14 protein-coding genes and 1 other RNA gene are annotated in these 18,690 nt (G+C 26.8%); 9 read left to right on the top strand and 6 right to left on the bottom strand.

Annotated elements, in window-relative coordinates; all coding sequences use genetic code 11:
* Positions 1 to 33: 33 nt before the first annotated feature.
* Together MADAR_RS00080 and folK are read right to left on the bottom strand one after the other, a co-directional pair.
* Entirely contained in the window at positions 34 to 1,536 is a 1,503-nt protein-coding gene (locus tag MADAR_RS00080) for a hypothetical protein (protein ID WP_148256085.1), read from the bottom strand.
* A gap of 92 nt (positions 1,537 to 1,628) precedes the next feature.
* Positions 1,629 to 2,153 carry a 2-amino-4-hydroxy-6-hydroxymethyldihydropteridine diphosphokinase gene (gene folK / locus MADAR_RS00075; protein WP_014158504.1) on the bottom strand — a complete coding sequence of 175 codons (525 nt, stop codon included), beginning with the start codon at positions 2,151 to 2,153 and terminating at the stop codon, positions 1,629 to 1,631.
* 60 nt (positions 2,154 to 2,213) lie between these two features.
* Here folK and MADAR_RS00070 point away from each other — a divergent pair, with 60 nt between their 5' ends.
* The 7 genes from MADAR_RS00070 to lnt all read left to right on the top strand — a co-directional run bounded on the left by MADAR_RS00070 (position 2,214) and on the right by lnt (position 9,893).
* Positions 2,214 to 3,251 carry a rod shape-determining protein gene (locus MADAR_RS00070; RefSeq protein ID WP_014158503.1) on the top strand — a complete coding sequence of 346 codons (1,038 nt, stop codon included), beginning with the start codon at positions 2,214 to 2,216 and terminating at the stop codon, positions 3,249 to 3,251.
* A gap of 30 nt (positions 3,252 to 3,281) precedes the next feature.
* Positions 3,282 to 4,088, top strand: coding sequence for a rod shape-determining protein MreC (gene mreC / locus MADAR_RS00065; protein ID WP_238523415.1), 807 nt, complete (start codon positions 3,282 to 3,284; stop codon positions 4,086 to 4,088).
* Complete coding sequence (locus MADAR_RS00060) at positions 4,088 to 4,597, top strand: hypothetical protein (protein WP_014158501.1); 510 nt, start codon at positions 4,088 to 4,090, stop codon at positions 4,595 to 4,597. Before mreC ends, MADAR_RS00060 begins: the two co-directional genes overlap by 1 nt.
* The gene (gene mrdA / locus MADAR_RS00055; protein ID WP_014158500.1) at positions 4,594 to 6,504 is read left to right on the top strand and encodes a penicillin-binding protein 2; all 1,911 of its coding nucleotides are present in this window, start codon (positions 4,594 to 4,596) and stop codon (positions 6,502 to 6,504) included. Before MADAR_RS00060 ends, mrdA begins: the two co-directional genes overlap by 4 nt.
* Positions 6,488 to 7,732, top strand: coding sequence for a rod shape-determining protein RodA (rodA, locus tag MADAR_RS00050; protein WP_014158499.1), 1,245 nt, complete (start codon positions 6,488 to 6,490; stop codon positions 7,730 to 7,732). The genes mrdA and rodA overlap by 17 nt, the downstream gene beginning before the upstream one ends.
* A 91-nt stretch (positions 7,733 to 7,823) precedes the next feature.
* Positions 7,824 to 8,234, top strand: a transfer-messenger RNA (tmRNA) gene (ssrA, locus tag MADAR_RS02960).
* A gap of 12 nt (positions 8,235 to 8,246) precedes the next feature.
* Positions 8,247 to 9,893: an apolipoprotein N-acyltransferase gene (gene lnt, locus MADAR_RS00045; RefSeq protein ID WP_014158498.1), complete on the top strand. Its 1,647-nt coding sequence runs from the start codon at positions 8,247 to 8,249 to the stop codon at positions 9,891 to 9,893.
* A gap of 4 nt (positions 9,894 to 9,897) precedes the next feature.
* Here the strand turns inward: lnt and MADAR_RS00040 are convergent, their stop codons facing one another.
* Positions 9,898 to 11,436, bottom strand: a complete 1,539-nt coding sequence (locus MADAR_RS00040; RefSeq protein ID WP_014158497.1) for a bifunctional ADP-dependent NAD(P)H-hydrate dehydratase/NAD(P)H-hydrate epimerase — start codon at positions 11,434 to 11,436, stop codon at positions 9,898 to 9,900.
* A 59-nt stretch (positions 11,437 to 11,495) separates the two neighbouring features.
* Here MADAR_RS00040 and MADAR_RS00035 point away from each other — a divergent pair, with 59 nt between their 5' ends.
* Positions 11,496 to 12,623: a dihydrolipoamide acetyltransferase family protein gene (locus MADAR_RS00035; RefSeq protein WP_014158496.1), complete on the top strand. Its 1,128-nt coding sequence runs from the start codon at positions 11,496 to 11,498 to the stop codon at positions 12,621 to 12,623.
* Positions 12,620 to 13,108, top strand: coding sequence for an inorganic diphosphatase (locus MADAR_RS00030; RefSeq protein WP_014158495.1), 489 nt, complete (start codon positions 12,620 to 12,622; stop codon positions 13,106 to 13,108). The genes MADAR_RS00035 and MADAR_RS00030 overlap by 4 nt, the downstream gene beginning before the upstream one ends.
* Here MADAR_RS00030 and aspS read toward each other — a convergent pair.
* From aspS to nusA, 3 genes are read right to left on the bottom strand one after another with little or no spacing between them, the layout of a single operon-like run.
* Positions 13,103 to 14,821: an aspartate--tRNA ligase gene (gene aspS / locus MADAR_RS00025; RefSeq protein WP_014158494.1), complete on the bottom strand. Its 1,719-nt coding sequence runs from the start codon at positions 14,819 to 14,821 to the stop codon at positions 13,103 to 13,105. The two genes, MADAR_RS00030 and aspS, sit on opposite strands and share 6 nt — an antisense overlap.
* 1 nt (position 14,822) lies before the next feature.
* Positions 14,823 to 17,402 (bottom strand): translation initiation factor IF-2, encoded by a 2,580-nt coding sequence (infB, locus tag MADAR_RS00020; protein WP_014158493.1) that lies wholly within the window; start codon positions 17,400 to 17,402, stop codon positions 14,823 to 14,825.
* Between the two features lie 43 nt (positions 17,403 to 17,445).
* Positions 17,446 to 18,690 (bottom strand): transcription termination factor NusA, encoded by a 1,245-nt coding sequence (gene nusA / locus MADAR_RS00015; protein ID WP_014158492.1) that lies wholly within the window; start codon positions 18,688 to 18,690, stop codon positions 17,446 to 17,448.

The following is an 18,690-nucleotide window of genomic DNA, read 5'->3' as shown; positions in this document are numbered from 1 at the left end:
AAAATAAATTAATTACAATTCATATATTTTTTTTCATGATTCATTTTCCCCAATAAAAAAAGACCAGTAACGATGATCTACTCCTCCTATGGGATACCAGTTAAAATTCATTTTTAAGTTTCTTAAATTTCTGTAAAAACTAATTTTGAAAAGATCCATTCTATGTTGGAATAGATTGTACTCCATTTGCATTTCCATATTCCAATACTTTGCTATAAATCCATTTATTCTTAATAAAAATGATTTTTTTAACAATTCTTCTTGATTGAAAGAATTTTTATAACTTAAGTCAATTTTTATATCCAATGGAATAGGAAACATAACATAATTATCCTGTTCAAAGAAAAATTCTTCATAACAATTCTTTCCTTTTTTTCGATATTTCTTTTTTTTATGAAAAGGATTCATTTGATGTTTAAAATGGAAGTTAAAATACATTTCTTCTTCTTCCTCATAAAAGTTTAATCCACCTTGATATTTCAAACAATTTGTAAAAAGATCAGTAGATCCTATAAAATGGAAATTTTTCCACTTGAAAGATTTATCATCGAAAATATAAGAAGTCTTTATCTGAAAAAAATCAAGTATTTTTTTTTTTTCTAAATTATTTTCTATTTTACAATTATTATTCAGTACAATATTGATTCTTTTTTCAATAGAACTGGTTCGGTAGATAATACCAAAAGACAACATAGATTCTATGTTGTTGAATAGTGAGCTTCTTTTTAATTTTAAGAATTCTTTTGTAAATAGTAGATCTGTTGATGTTTCTATCGTTTGAAATAATAGAATATTTGATCCACAATCCAAAGTGTCAAAAAAACCTTTGTAATTCATTTTTGGATGTATTGTAAAACAAGTAGAAACAGGAAAAATGTTTTCTATATTTATGCTAGTATTTATTCCAGTTCGTATTCCTGTATCAGAAAAAATTGGATGATAATTGATGGAATTGTATGCAAAAATATGAAAATCCATAATTAAAGTACTAAAAAAAGGATTTTTTTCTTTCAAGAAAGGTTGTTGACGCATAAAAAAACTAATTGTTGGAATTATTAATTTTTTTTCTCCTTCATTTTTATGAACAAAACCTCCTTCTAGGTTCATATCATAAATTTTTTTTCTAATGAAAAAAAAACTATTGGATTCGTTAAATTCTTTTCTCTCATAAGATGAATATTTGTATCCTATTTCCTCTTTTTTATTTCCATATGAGATCATCCTCTTATTGTTTTTTTCTTTTTGATCCATAAAAAATGGATCAGTTGTATCAATGACTTTTTTACTATTATCATCAACATGATCTTTTTCTTGGACAGCAAGATTATAAGTCAAATTTATATTTTTATCGGCATAAAAATCTTCTTTTATTCTGTTTGATTGTATTTTTGTAGTAGAAAAATCTTCTTTTATTCTGTTTGATTGTATTTTTGTAGTAGAAAAATCTTCTAAATAAGATTTTCCTTTCTCTATATCCTCTATGAGAGAAATAAAATATTTTCTTTTTTCATTAGAAAAAGTAAAAATGGTGGACAAAAAAGAAAACAATATTATTTCGGATGTGAAAATCCATTTTTTCTTTTGAAACAACTTAATTAAAATTTTTTTTTCGTAATATAATATAATAACTATGGAATAAAATTACCTAGTTTTTTAATTTTTAAATCATCCATACAAACTCCTAACATTTCCAAGACAGTAAGATGAAATATAGGGTGATATTTTTTTGGGGCTATCTCACACATAGGTTCTAAAACAAATCTACGAAAATGTAACAAAGGATGTGGGATAGTTAAAATAGAACTTTGGATTACCATGTGATCGTAAAACAAAATATCTATATCAATTTCTCTATCTTTATATTTTTCTTGAGAAGAAAATAAGTCACTTTTATTAGTTCTACCTATGCAAGATTCAATATCATAAATTTCTTCTAAAAGATCAATAGGAGAATGAAATGTTTTTATACACAATGCCCTATTGTAAAAAGGATATGTTTTTTTATTCATATTCCAAGCTTCGCTTTCAAAATAAGAAGATTTTTGAACTATTTTTCCAATCTTTTTGTAAATTAAGGACAATGATTCATCTAAATATTTTTTTCTATTTCCTTTATTACTTCCTTGAAATAAAAATACTTTGTGTTCCTTCATATGATAATATACTGATTGTTTGTAAAAATATTTTTAAATTGAGTGAATATTCAATAAAAAATGGGTTCATTTGACTTTATGAGGAATCTATTTACTCAAGAAATAGCTATAGATTTAGGTACAGCAAACACTCTTATTATGCATCACAATAAGGTCATAGTAGATCTCCCTTCAATAATAGCTATAGATATAAGAACTAAAAAAGTATTAGCCGTAGGTGAAGAAGCAAAAAAGATGCAAGGAAAAACTCATGAAAATATTAAAATATATAAACCATTAAAAGACGGAGTCATTGCCGATTATCAAGTTGCAGAACTAATGATAAGAGAATTCATAAAAAAAATTCCTGGTATAAATAAAAAATTTTTTACTCCATCATTAACCATGGTTATTTGTATTCCATCCGGAATAACAGAAGTAGAAAAAAGAGCAGTAAAAGATTCTGCACAACATCTTAATGCAAAAGAAGTTTATTTAATTGAGGAACCGATGGCAGCAGCTATTGGTTCTGGAATATCGGTGACAAAAGCTGAAGGAAATATGATTATTGATATTGGTGGAGGAACTACAGAATGTGGAGTAATAGCTCTAGGAGGTATAGTTTGTCAAAAATCCATAAAAATAGCTGGAGATGTTTTTACTAATGATATATCCTATTTTCTTAGAACTAAATACAATCTATATATTGGAGAAAGAACTGCAGAAAAAATAAAAATAGATATAGGAGCAGCTATGGAATCTATTGAAAATCCTCCGGAAGATATCCACATACAAGGAAGAGATTTGCCTACAGGAAAACCAAAAGAAATGAATCTTTCTTACAAAGAAACCATTCCGGCTCTTGATAAATCCATTCTAAGAATTGAAGATGCAGTTATGGAAACACTTTCTAGTACTCCTCCAGAACTAGCTGCAGATATTTATAAAACTGGAATATATATGGCTGGGGGTGGATCTCTTTTAAGAGGATTAGATAAAAGAATATCTAAAAAAACAGGTCTTTCTGTTTCTTTAGTAGAGGATCCTTTGAGGGCTGTAGTTAAAGGGACAGGAGTTGCTTTGAAAAATATTGATAAATTTACATTTTTGATGAGATAGTGCAATATGCGTGAGTTTTTTCATTTATTTATGAAATGGCGTTTTTTGATCTTCTTTATTTTATTAGAATATACAGCTCTTCTTCTTTCTTTTTCAAAGATAAATTTGAATCAATATTTTGATACAAATTCTTCCAATTTCATTGGAAATATTTATAAAAACATTTATAGATTACGTCGATATTTATTTTTGGATATTGAGAATGAAAAACTTATTAATGAAAATGCAAGATTACGCCATTCTCTTATATCCTCTAAAATAAAAAAATATACTATAGATTTTAAAGAAGAAAATATTGATTATTTACAACAGTATATTTTTACTCCTGTAAAAATTATAAATAACAGTATACATGGACAGGAGAATTATATCACTATTAACAAAGGAAGTTTAGATGGAATTGAAACAGATATGGGAATAATATTATCTGATGGAATAGCAGGAATTATTGTAAAAACTTCACCGCATTTTAGTATAGCTATTTCTCTATTAAATCCAAAAATTAAAGTGAATGCAAGATTGAAAAAAAATAAATATTTTGGAACGGTAAGTTGGGATGGATTAGATCATGAATATGTTGTACTGTATGACATTCCTAGACATTCTATTTTCAATAAAGGAGATATAGTGGAAACAGATGGAAAATCGGCTACCTTTCCTGAAGGAATCCCTATTGGAAAAGTTTATGGTTATAGATTTGATGAAGAACATGCAAATTATGTAATAAAAGTAAAACTCTTTGCAAATTTTTCCACTATAGAAAATGCTTATGTGGTAAAAAATTTATTTAAAAAAGAATGGAATAATATTCAACTTCATAAAGTTGAACATGAGTAATGAATTTCATCAAAAATTTTTTTGTATATGCTTTTTTTATTTCTTTTCTTTGTTTGATTCAAATATCTATATTCAATCCTATATTTTTCGGATTATATACTTATATCTATATTCTTTTTGTATTAGTTTATCCATATCGTGGAAATAGATTCATTTTTTTACTCTTATCTTTTACAATTGGATTTATTATAGATAAATTCATGAATACTGGAGGAAATCATGCGTTTTCTACTACTATTTCCGCTTTTTTTAGATTAAAATTTCTACAATTTTTTGATGGAAAAAATTTCATTAATATAAGTAGTTTTTCTATTTATGAATTACCATTCATTCGAAAAACACTTTATATATTTTCATTAGTAATGACACATCATCTTTCCTTGTTTGTATTGGAAATATTTAAAATTGCTAATTTTAGCAAAATTATTTTATTAAAAACTATATTTAGCAGTATTTTTACAACTATTTTGTGTATTATATATTTTTTCTTTAGAAAAATTAAACATTGAAAAAATTATATATTTTCTATATTCTATTAGGAACTATAGGTTTAATTTTTATAATTAGATTATTTTACATACAAATATATACTGAAAAATATATTTTAAATGCCTTTAATACTTCTATAAAGCAAGAAATTATTATTCCTGAAAGAGGCTCTATTTTTGATCGCAATAATCACTTATTGGTTTTCAATAAATCCATTTATGAGTTAATAGTCATTCCCATATTGATAGATGAACGTTTTAATATCATAGAATTTTGTAATCTTGTAGGAATAGAAAAAGAGACTTTTCATAAAAATTTAAGAAAAGCAAAATCTTATTCAAAATATTTACCATCTGTTTTTCTTCCTTTTATTTCCAAAGAAAAATTTGCTACAATACAAGAAAAACTTTATAAGTATAAAGGTTTTGATTGGACAAAACGTTCTCTTAGAGATTATAAGGTAGAAAGTTCTGCTAATGTTTTAGGATATATAGGGGAAGTTAGTCCAAAAGATCTTAAGAAAGAAACTCATTATTATCAAATAGGGGACTTTATTGGATGGGCTGGTGTAGAGAAATCCTATGAGAGAATATTGAGAGGAAAAAAAGGAGTAAGATATTGGGTAAGGGATAAGAATGGATGTATTATAGGTAGCTACAATAACAAGAAAAATAATGTTAAAGCTATTAGTGGAAATGATATTTCTTTAACTATAGATTGGAATTTACAAAATTATGCAGAAAAACTCATGTATCAAAAAAAAGGAGGAATAGTGGCTATTAATCCTAAAAATGGCGAAATTTTATCTTTAGTTTCCAGTCCCATTAACAATCCTAATTTGTTTGTAGGAATTAATCGTTCTAAAGAGTTTAAAAAGTTAATCAAAAACACAATAGATTATCCTTTATTTGATAGAACAACACAAGCTCGTTATTCTCCTGCTTCTCCATTTAAATTGTTAACGGAATTAGCAGGTCTTCAAATGGGTGTTGTAAATAAGAACACGACTTTTATATGTTATAATGGTTTTAGATATGGAAAAAAAAGAATTCATTGTCATTCTGGAATTCATGGATTTCCAATAGGAATAGAAACTGCTGTAGCTGTATCCTGTAACAATTATTTTGCACAAGTTTATAAACGTGTAATTGAAAAATATCCAAAAAATTTAACGAAAGGAGTTAATGAATGGAGTGATATTATTAAAAGTTTTGGTTTTGGAAATTACTTATACAATGATTTAGCTACTGGAGAAAAAGGAGTTATTCCATCTGGAGATTATTACAATAAAAAATATGGATACACAAAATGGAATGCTCTCACTATTATTTCCAATAGTATTGGACAAGGAGAAATTAATGTTACTCCTATTCAATTAGCTAATATGGTTTGTGCTATAGCAAACAAAGGTTTTTTTTACACTCCACATATTGTAAAGAGTATTAATAACAAACCAATAACCAATCCAAATTATACTATTGCTAAAAAGACTAAAGTAGAAAGAAAATATTTTGATTTAATCATTAGTGGAATGGAAAAAGTTTTTGAGATTGGAACTGGAAAAAGTTTTAAATCTTCAGATATTAGAATGGCTGGAAAAACTGGAACATCACAAAATTTTATTAAGATTAAACAAAAGTCGATCTCTCTTCCTGATCACTCTATTTTTATTTTATTTGCTCCAGTAGAAGATCCTAAAATAGCTATTTCTGTTATAATAGAAAATGGAGGATTTGGATCACGTTGGGCTGGTCCTATAGCTAGCCTTATTGCAGAAAAATATATTAAAAATCATGTACATAAAAATAGAATAAATATTGAGAAAAGAATAATGACTTCAGGATTAAAAAATGTGTATGATTACATAGCAAGAATGAAAGTATATAATAAAAAAAATACAAAATATTCTCTTGATCAAAAGAAATAAAACATTATTAGTAAATATCGATTGGTGGATTGTAACAATTTATAGTTTCATAGTTTTTTTTGGATGTATGAACCTCTATTCTGTTTCTTCTGAAAAAGCGGAAAAGCAATTGATATGGATTTTATTTAGTTTGGTTTGCATATTTATTGTTTTTCTTTTGAAACCTATACATTATAAATACTTTTCTCCATTCTTTTTTTTATTTACGTTATTTCTTTTAATAGGAGTATTCTTTTTTGGTAAGAATATAAATGGATCAAAATCCTGGTATGTTTTTGGTAGTATTAGTTTTCAACCTTCTGAATTATCCAAAATATCAACCTCTTTAATAATAGCTCGTCTTATGAGTCAAGAAGATATTCAAAAAAATAAGAAAACTCTATTATATATATTTGTAATATTGATATTACCTACAATGTTAATATTTTTTCAGCCAGATCCAGGTTCTTCTATAGTTTTTTCTTCCTTTATTCTTACTTTATATAGAGAAGGATTGTCTGTATTTTTCATATTTTATTTATTTTTTTTGATTTTTTTGTTCGTTCTTTCGTTAAATATTTCTCCATGGATCATTATATTCTCTCTTTCTATAATTCTTTTATGGATTTTTTTTATAAAAAAGAAACAAATATCCATAAGGGATTTATTTTTTCATATTTTATTCTTTATTTTTTTTTCTACTTTTGTTTTGATTTCCCCATTTTTCTATCAAAAATTTTTTAAAAAACATCATAAAGATAGGATAAATATCCTATTTAAAAATGAATTTGACAGAAAATATAGAGAAAATGTAGGATATAATCTTTTATATTCCAAAACAGCTATTGGATCTGGAAAATTTTTTGGAAAAGGATATCAAAAAGGAACTATTACAAAAGGAAAATTTGTTCCTGAACAACATACGGATTATATTTTTTGTACTGTAGGAGAAGAATGGGGTTTTTTAGGAAGTGTTGTTTTAATTGTATCTTATTTATTGTTCATAAGTCGTATATATTTTTTATCTGAAAGACAGAAAGATATTTTTGGAAGAATTTTTGGATATTCTGTAGGAAATATTCTTTTTTTTCATTTTTTCATTAATTTAGGAATGGTTATGGGTCTTTTTCCAACAATAGGAATTGTATTACCTTTTTTTAGTTACGGAGGTTCTTCTATTTGGTCTTTTACCATTTTATTATTCATTTTTATTCGATTAGATGCTTCAGATCAAACTAGTCTGATCTGAAAATTTATAAATTGAATTGTATTTTATTTATTTTTTTTAAGATTAAAAGACTTATTATTTAAAATTTTTTAATAAATTTGGACTATTTACAGGGGCTGATTTTGGAATAGACAGCAAGATTATTTATGAGGGGAAGCATACCGTGTTGCGTAATGCCTTACACGTAAATAAAGCGTTACATACATAATAAATGGCGAAAAACAATACGCTTTTGCTGCTTGAATGATGAATGAAACATCATTAAGCTTAATCTGATACACATACAGAAGCAAAATATCTCTCAGGAATTCTTCCTTATAGTTCCTGAAGTCGAGGTAATCAGAATATAAGGATAAGAAAACGGATGATTCTAAAGTTTTCTGATTCAATATTTTTGAATCTAAGATTTTGATCGTAATCCAATAGTTCGATTTTAATCTGAAAAACTTTACTTTGGATAAGTATGTAGAAATCCTTCGTAGAACTTGTTTGGACGCGGGTTCGAATCCCGCCAGCTCCACTTATTCAATTGTAAATGCTGACTGCATTTATTCAAAAAAAAACAAAAAATACGATTTTTTGTATCCTTTCAGGAATTCTATTAGGATTTGGATGGCCTACCAACGGAAATGCTCTATATTTATTTATAGCTTTTATTCCTCTATTGTATATAGAAGAATGTTTAAGTAATTCTTTTTCTTCTTACAGAAGAATTGTTTTTTCAATTTTTTTATTGTCCTTTCTTACTTTTTCAATATGGAATGCTATTGCTACATGGTGGTTATCTTATGCAAAAAGACCTAATGGAGATTTTGCTACTATAGAAGCTTATTTGATTCCTATTACCCTTAATTCTTTCTTTATGTCAATTGTTTTTACGTTTTATTCGTGCATAAAAAAAAATATAGAAAATAAAAGAATAGGATATATATTCTTGGTTTGTATATGGATATCATTTGAAAAAATGCATTTAGAATGGGAATTATCTTGGCCTTGGTTGAATTTAGGAAATGGTTTTTCTAATCGTGTAGAATGGATTCAATGGTATGAATATACTGGTTCTTTAGGTGGATCTATTTGGATATGGAGTGTTAATATAGGGTTAATCAATTCTATTATGGAATATAGAAAGAATAAGAATAAATTGAATTTATACAAAAAAATTTTGATGAATTTAGGAAAAATATTTATTCTCCTTTTTATTTCTAACTATATATACTTAAAATATGAAGAAAAAAAAGATAAAACGGTAGAAGTATTGATATTACAACCAAATATCGATCCATATTCTCAAAAATATATAATTTCAACGGATGAATTAATTTATCGATTGAAAAAATTAATAAATAAAAAAATATCTTTTGGAAAAAAGACTTTTATTGTAGCACCTGAAACAACATTTCCAGGACATGATGAAAAAATATCTATCGAAAATATAGGAAATAATAGAATAATTTCTATATTTAGAAATTATTTGAATGGATATCCAAAAACTGTATTGATTACAGGAATAGAAGCTATATCCCATAAATCCAAATCCTACTTAAAAAAAAAATTATTTAATTCTGTTATTCAAATTGGAAGATACAAGGATATAAAAATTCATCATAAATCGAAACTAGTCCCAGCTGTAGAAACTTTTCCTTATAAAAAGATTCTTTTTCCTATATTGGGGAATATATTACTTGATTTTGGAGGAACTGTAATGGAACATAGAAAACAGGAAGATCCATTTTCTTCTGTATTTTTACATCCTTATTTTGGAATAAGGGTTATTCCTATTATTTGTTATGAATCCATATTTGGAGAATATGTTTCTAAATTTTTTAAAAAAAATAATGCGGATTTTATGGTTGTAATCACTAATGATGGATGGTGGGGGGAATCACAAGGATATAAACAACACCTTTATTATTCTTGTATTAGAGCGATTGAAAATAGAAAATGTATAGCTAGGTCTGCTAATACTGGAGTTTCTTGTTTTATTAATGATAAAGGGGAAATTATTTCTTCTATTCCTTACGGAATAGAGGGAGTATTATCCCATAAAATTGGAATGAATAGAAAGAAAACTTTTTATACAAAATATGGAGATTATCTTGCTCAAATAAGTTTATTAACAGCAATAACAATTTGCATGTATACGGTTTTATTTCGTATGTATATCAAAAAAAATATTTGAATATTTACTTTATTTTTTGATAAGACTTTCCTATGTAATTTAGAATATCTTTAGCCATTATAGATTCTTCATTTCCTTCTGTTAAAGCCATATCTCCTGCTAAACCATGTAAGTATACTCCCATAATACAAGATTTTTTTTCAGAATAACCTTGGGCTAACAAACCTGTAATTATTCCACTGAGAACATCCCCACTTCCTGCTGTAGCCATTCCTGGATTTCCAGTACTATTGAAATAAAGAGATCCATTAGGAGTGGAAATAACAGTATGTGCTCCTTTTAATACAAGATAAATCTTGTATTTATTAGAAAATTTTTTTAATAAATCTAATTTTTGATAATCATTTTCCCATGAGCCACATAATCTATGAAATTCTTTTGGATGTGGAGTAAGAATTGTATTTTCCGGAATAAGATCCATTATTTCTAATCGATTGGATAATATATTTATAGCATCTGCATCTAATACAATAGGAATTTTTTTTTTCCTCAAAAAGAAAGATTCTAATGCATATACGGTCATAGGATCCTTTCCCATACCCATTCCTATTCCTATTGCATTTACAGCAGATAAATGATGAGGAATATGGCTAATACATTTATTTTTAATATCTGTTTTTATAATTGCTTCTGGAATGAGAGTTTGTAAAATATTATATCCGCATCGTGGTATATAAACACTTAATTTTCCAATTCCAATTCTAAAACATGCTTTTGCAGAAAGGACCATGGATCCAATCATTCCATAGGATCCTCCAACAATAAGTCCATGACCATAATTTCCTTTATGGGAAAATTTTTTTCTTTTTTTATATATGGATCTAACATAAACTTCATCTATATAAAAATTTTTTGCAGATATACTATTGATGTAAGTTTCTTTCCATCCAATATTTAATAAATGCCAATTTCCTACATAATTGGAATAATTTGGTAAAAAAAAAGGCAATTTAGGTACTTGAAAAGTTAATGTATGAGTAGCTTTTATTATAATTTCTTCAAAATTTTTTTGGTTTTTTTCTATAAACAGCCCAGATGGAAGATCTATAGAAATAACCGATGTAAATTTATTTTCATTAATGTAATGAAAAAAAGCTCTCCAATATTTTTTTATTGGACGATTTAATCCTATTCCAAAAATAGCATCAATAAGTATTATACTGTTTTTATTTTCTATTTCATCTACTAAAAATGGAAAATTATCTCCTTCATTAATTATTTTCAATTCTATCCCATATTTTAATATTTTGTTTTTATTGATGAGAAATTCTGAAGAGGAATGATTAGATATATTTAGAATATATATAGTAACTACTGCATTTCCATATTCATGATACAACATTCTTGCTAATGCCAGACCATCTCCTCCATTTTTACCCTTTCCTACTAATATTATAATTTTTTTTATTTTACGATAGTGATGAATTATCCAATCAAAACAGACTCTTGCAGATCTTTCCATTAATTCTATGGAAGAAATATCTTCGTTATCAATGCAATATTGATCTGCTTTTTTAATTTGATTTAACGAAAGAATTTTCATTTTTTTTATTATTTTTGATTAATCATTTTGATCAAAAATAAATAAAACGATAAATTTAGATGGCCGAGTATAATTTGACCCTTCCATCCATGGGTGAAAGTATAGCTGAGGCTACTATCATTCGTTGGTTAAAGAAAGAAGGAGATTCTGTAAAAAAAGAAGATTTATTGGTAGAAATAGCTACAGATAAAGTTGATTCTGAAATTTATTCTCCCGTGAATGGAATATTGAAAAAGAAATTATTTTATCCAAATGAAGTAGCAAAGGTAGGAAGTTCCATAGCTATTTTAGAAATAGAGGAAAAAAATATAGGAACAAGATTTTACTCTCCTTTTGTTCGTACTCTTGCTCATCAAGAAGGAATTAGTTTTTATGAATTAGAATCCATAGAAGGAACTGGAAAAAAAGGTCGTGTTACTAAAAAGGATATATTGAAGTATATTCAGAATAAAAAAGAAAATATACTTCATCCTCATAATGAGGAAATTATAGAAATGGATAGAATTCGTCAAATTACAGCCTCTCATATGATTAGTAGTAAGAATATATCTGCTCATGTTACTTCTTTTGTTGAAGCAGATGTCACAAACATAGTGAAATGGAGAAATAAAATGAAGGATATTTTTCAAAAAAATACAGGAGAAAAATTGACTTTAATGTCTGTATTTGTAAAATGTGTAGTTAAAGCTATAAAAGACCTCCCTATGATCAATATTTCTGTACATGGAACTAATATTATAAAAAAAAAAAATATTCATATAGGATTAGCTACAGCATTGCCTAATGGCAATTTAATTGTTCCTGTGATTAAACATGCAGATTCCTATAGTTTAAGAGGTTTAATAAAAATTATCAATGATTTAATAAGAAGAGCTAAATCCAATCAATTAAAACCTGAAGAAACCCAAGGAGGTACTTATACAATTAGTAATATAGGTAGTTTTGGAAATATATTTGGAACTCCTATTATACATCAACCTCAAGTTGCAATTATGGCAATAGGATTAATACAAAAAAAACTTTCTATTATAGAAACTCCAAAAGGAGATTTTATTGGAATAAGACACAAAATTTATTTGTCACATTCCTATGATCATCGTGTAATAAATGGAGAACTTGGAGGTGAATTTGCTAAAAAAGTAGCATTATATTTGGAAGAATTTAATTGTTATACCAAAATAATATGAAAATAAGTTTTGATGCTTTTATAGAAATTCCTAAAGGAAGTAGAAATAAATATGAATTTGATAAAAAAAATAATTCTATTCGTTTAGACAGAGTTTTATATTCTTCTATTATTTATCCAACGGATTATGGGTTTATTCCAAAAACTCTTTCAAAAGATGGAGATCCATTAGATATATTGGTTTTTTTAACGGTCCCAACAATTCCAGGTTGTTTGATCAAAGTAAAACCCATTGGGATTTTTTTTATGAATGATGAAAATGGAGAAGATGAAAAGATTATTGGTGTACCTATTTCAGATCCAAATTATAATACAATTAATGATATAGATGAAATTTCCTTTCATGCTAAAAAAGAAATTGAACATTTTTTTTTAGTATATAAAGATCTGGAAAATAAAAAAGTTATAATAGGAGATTGGAAAAATCAAAAAGAAGCCATTTATGTTTATAAAGAATCTCGTTTAAGATATCAAAAAAAATTATAAATGTATTTCTTTTAATTTTTCCCTATTTAAGTAAGATGGAGAGTTGACCATGAGATCTATTCCCTCATTGTTTTTTGGAAAAGCAATAAAATCTTTTATATTTTCTTTTCCTTCCAAAATAGTTATTAATCTATCCAATCCAAAAGCAATTCCACCATGAGGTGGAGTTCCATATTCAAAAGCCTTGGTTATAAATCCAAATTCAGATTTTATTTTCTTTATGGAAAAACCTAAATGTTTAAAAATTAAATTTTGTATATTTTTGTCATGAATACGTATAGATCCACTTCCTATTTCAACTCCATTAATAATTAAATCATAGGATTTTGAACGAATATTTTCTGGAAATTTTTCTAATAAATGAAGGTCCTCTTTTTTTGGACTAGTAAAAGGATGATGGAAAGATTTATATCTTTTAGATTTTTCATCCCATTCAAATAAAGGTAAATCTATGATCCACAAAGGTTTGAATAATTTAGGCTTTCTCATTTTTAATTTATTGGCCATTTCTATCCGTAATTGACTAAGTTGATTGATTTCTGTTGGTTTATTTCCTAAAAGAATAAATAATAAATCTCCAGGATTAGCTTCAAAATGTTGGATGATGTTCATTAAATTTTCATCATTCTTTTTATTTGAAGAAATCCATGTTTTATCCGGAAAAAATTTTATCCAAAAAATTTCTTGAGCTCCTTGTTTTTTTTTCATCCACTCAATTATTGAATATATTTGATCACATGTATAATGACTACATTTTGAAATATTTATTCCTATTATTAATTCTTTTGTTGTTTGAAAAGATTTGAATACTTGTTTTTTAACCAAATCATTCAAATCTACAAATCTAATCTCAAAACGTAAGTCTGGCGTATCTGTTCCATACATTTTAATAGCATCGGAATAAGTCATTAAAGTAAAAGGTTCTAATTGAATATTTTTTATTTTTTTAAATAAATATTTAATAAAATTTTCAAAAAAAAACAAGATATCATGAACCTCTACGAAAGCCATTTCACAATCTATTTGTGTAAATTCTATTTGACGATCAGAACGAGAATCTTCATCTCGAAAACATTTTACAATTTGAAAATATTTGTCTATTCCTCCTATCATCAATAATTGTTTGAATAATTGAGGAGATTGAGATAAAGCATAGAATTTCCCAGAGTGCATTCTAGATGGAACAATAAAACTTCTCGCTCCTTCTGAAGTATGGTTGATTAATACAGGAGTTTCTATTTCTAGAAATCCATTCTTAGAAAGAAAATTTCGTATTTCTAAAGAAATCTTATGACGGAGTATCAAATTATTTTTTATAGCATTTCTTCGTATATCAAGATATCTATATTTCATACGACATCCTTCCTCTTCATCTGTTTCATCTTCTATCATAAAAGGTGGAATAGGAGAGGAATTCAATACATCTAATTTATAAACAAGAATTTCTATTTCTCCTGTAGGTAGATTACAATTTTTAGATTTCCTTTTGACTACTGTTCCATTAACTTTAATTAGAAATTCTCTTCCTAGCTCAAGAACTTGTTTTTTTAATTTTTTTGAAAAAATTAGTTGGATTGTTCCAAAATAATCTCTAAGATCTATAAAAATTAAGGACCCTAAATTTCTTATTGTTTGAATCCAACCAGATAAAATTACTTCTTTTCCAATATCTTTTTTACACAATTCTCCGCAATTATGTGTTCTATATGACATATTAACTTTTTTTAATGGGAATAGATAATTCTTCATATCCTTCAACAATATCTCCATATTGAAAATTATGATAATCTTTGACTATAATTCCACATTCATATCCCTTAGATACTTCTTTTACATCTTCTTTAAAACGTTTTAAAGAAGTAAATTCTCCATTATTGTGTATGACTATTCCTTCTCTAATCAATCTTACTTTCGATTGACGTAGTAATTTCCCTTCCATTACCATGCATCCAGCTATAGTTCCAATTTTTGAAATTTTAAAAATTTTTCTTATTTCTGCAGTTCCTAATATTTTTTCTTTTTTTTCAGGGGAGAGAAGTCCATCCATAGCCTCTTTAATATCATTAATCACGTTGTATATAATCGAATAAGTACGTATTTCTATCTCTTCTTTTTTTGCAATGTTTTTAGCTCCATTATTTGGACGTACATTAAATCCTATTAGAATTGCATCCGAAGCGCTTGCCAATAAAACATCCGATTCTGTAATCGGACCAACTCCTTTATAAATAATATTAATCCTTATGGTTTTTATAGATAATTTTTGAATAGAATCCGCAATAGCTTCTACGGAACCATCTACATCTCCCTTAAGAATTATTTTTATTTCTTTAAAATCTCCTATTGCTATACGTTTCCCTATCTCATCTAAAGTTAAATGTTTTTGATATCGTATATTTTGTTCTCTTTGTAACTGCTCTCTTCTGTAAGCAAGTTGTTTTGCTACCTTTTCGTCTTTAAATACTTTGAATTTATCTCCAGATGTAGGAGCTCCATTTAATCCTAGTATGGTTATAGGTTTAGATGGGCCTGCTGATGCAATTGATTTTCCACGTTCATCTAAAATATTTTTTACTTTTCCATGATGATTTCCTGCTAATACATAATCTCCTACTTTTAATGTTCCTCCTTGTAAAAGAAGAGTTGTCACATATCCTTTTCCTTTATCTAAAGAAGCTTCTATGACAGTTCCTATCGCTGGTTTATTTGGATTGGCTTTTAAATCTAATAAATCAGCTACTAATAGTACTTTTTCTAATAGTTGATTTACTCCAGTCCCTAATTTTGCGGATATTTCTTGGGATGGATATTTACCTCCCCATTCTTCAACTAAGAAATTAAGATTGGCCAATTGTTCTCTAATTTTGTCAGGTCTTGCATTGGTTTTATCTATTTTATTGAAGACAAAAATAATAGGAACATTAGCCGCTTGAGCGTGACTAATAGCTTCTTTAGTTTGAGGTCGAACTTGATCATCCGATGCAATAACTATAATTGCAATATCTGTAACTTGTGCTCCTCTTGCACGCATAGCTGTAAAAGCTTCATGTCCTGGGGTATCTAAAAAAGTAATGCTATGATTATTGGAACATTCTACACTATAGGCTGCTATGTGTTGAGTTATTCCTCCAGATTCTCCAGCAATAACATTGGTATTTCTAATATAATCCAATAAAGATGTTTTTCCATGATCTACATGTCCCATTACAGTAATAATAGGCGGTCTATGAGTTAAATTATCTTCTATATCTTTATCATCTTGAATAGCTTCCTCTAAGTCTAATCCAGTAAATTCTATGTTATATCCAAATTCATCTGCTACCAGTGTTAATATTTCTGCATCCAGTCGTTGATTCAAGGTAACCATAATCCCTAAGGACATACAAGACATAATAACATCTGTGGCATTGACGTTCATCATAGAGGCTAATTCGTTAACGGTTGTAAATTCAGCTATTTTAAGAATTTTTTCTTTTTTTTCTATTTTACTTTGAATAAGTTTTTTTTCTTTTTTGTATTGACGTTTTTCTTTTCTAATTTTTTTGTACTTGATTTTTTTTGAATAAATTTTTTCTAAAGTTTCTTTAATTTGTTTATCTATTTTTTCATCCGTAAATTTTTGTAATCTTTTTTTATTTCCTAGTTTTTCTTTGTTATTTGAATTTAAATAATTTCTTCTTTCTTTTTTTCTAGGAATATTTCTCATTTCTTCAACAAAAATTTCCTTTTTAATTCTTTTACGTTTTTTTTTATTGTTTCTTTTTCTTTCAAATTGAGATAAATCAATGCGATCTCCTGTTAGCATAACTCCATCTAGCTTTTGATATATGGTATCAATGTGTTCAGGCTTTTTATCTTTATGATGATATTTAGAAGAATAAAGTTCTGTTTTTTTTAAATTTCCAAAATTTTTTGGAATAGAATCTGCAGATTCTTTATGGAATTCCTTTTTTTTTTTTTTGTTTTTATCATATTTTTTTTCAAAAAAATCAATTTTTACAATTGAATCTTCTGATTGCGTAGTACGAATAGGAGTATTTTTTGACTTTAGTAATTCTTCTTTTATTTTCTCTTTTTCTATTCTTTTTTTCAAAAAAACTTTTTCAGAAGCATCTCGTATTTCTTTATATGTCTGAAATTCTCGTACAAGGAATCTATATACTCGTTCCTCTATTTTTGCATTAGGATTTTTTTCTATTTCAATTCCTTTTTTTTGCAAAAAATTAACGACTCTTTGCAAGGAAATATTGTATTTTGTCAATACGTTTTTTAATCGGATTCTGTTATCATTCATAATAGATAAAAATTGATCAAATCATCTCTGTAAAAAATCATTTTTAATTAAATTCCTCTTCAAACTCTTTTTTTAAAATAAAAATGACTTTATTTATAATTTCTTTTTCAAGATTGGTTTTTTTTATGAGATCATAGTTGCTATAATTTAAAATAGATTTTGCGGTATTTAAACCTACTTGATGAAATTTTTTGATAACTTCTGGTTCTATTTCATCAGAAAATTCCGTCAATTCTACGTCATCTTCATAAGGAAAGTCTCTAAATATATGTATTTTATATCCGGTAAGTTGACTGGCCAATCGTATATTTTGTCCTCCTCTACCAATGGCTTTAGATATTTCTTCTAATTTTACATAGACATTGACATATTTATTTTCTTCATCAACTTCCATCATGGATATTTTAGCAGGACTTAGAGCTCTTGTAAGATATAATTGTGTATTAGAAGTATAATTAATGACATCTATATTTTCATTCTTTAATTCTCTAACAATAGGATGAATCCTAGACCCTTTCATTCCTACACAAGCTCCAACAGGATCTACACGATCATCATAAGATTCCACAGCTACTTTAGCTTTTTCACCTGGAATCCGTGCCACTTTTTTTACCGTAATCAGACCTTCAGATACTTCTGGTATTTCTAACTTGAAAAGTTCTTCTAAAAATGTTTCATCTCTTCTAGTTAAAATAGCAAAAGGTTTACTATCTTTCCAATCTACTCTTTTTACCAATACTCTAACAGGATCTCCTTTACGAAAAAAATCATTTGGAATTTGTTCTTTTTTAGGGAGGACCATCTCATTTTGTTCTTCATCTCTCATTATAATTTGTTTAGGCAATATATGATAGACTTCTACATTAATAATTTCCCCAATTTTATTTTTAATTTTTTTGTAGGTATTGGTATTATCGTATTCATTGATTTTTGAAAGTAAATTTTGTCTTAAAGACAAAATAGATCTTCTTCCAAGAGATTGGAGTTCTACTTTTTCCGTTACTTCTTCTCCTATTTCAAAATCAATTTCTATTTTACGTGCTGTAGACAATTCTATTTCTTTATTTATATCTTTTACTGTTCCATCTCGAACTACTATACGATTTCTCCATATTTCTAAATCTCCTTGGTCTGGATTTACAATGATGTCATAATTTTTAGAGGAATCATATTTTTTTCTTAATACACATCGTATCGATTCTTCTAATATAGCCATTAGACTTACTCTATCTATGTTTTTCTCGTATTTAAAATCAGAAAAAGAATCTATTAATGCCTCATTATCCAT

The sequence above is a fragment of the Blattabacterium sp. (Mastotermes darwiniensis) str. MADAR genome (genome assembly GCF_000233435.1).
Taxonomy (GTDB): Bacteria; Bacteroidota; Bacteroidia; order Flavobacteriales; family Blattabacteriaceae; genus Blattabacterium.
The sequence above is the reverse complement of the archived record's forward strand: the minus strand, read 5'-3'. Positions and strand labels throughout refer to the sequence as shown.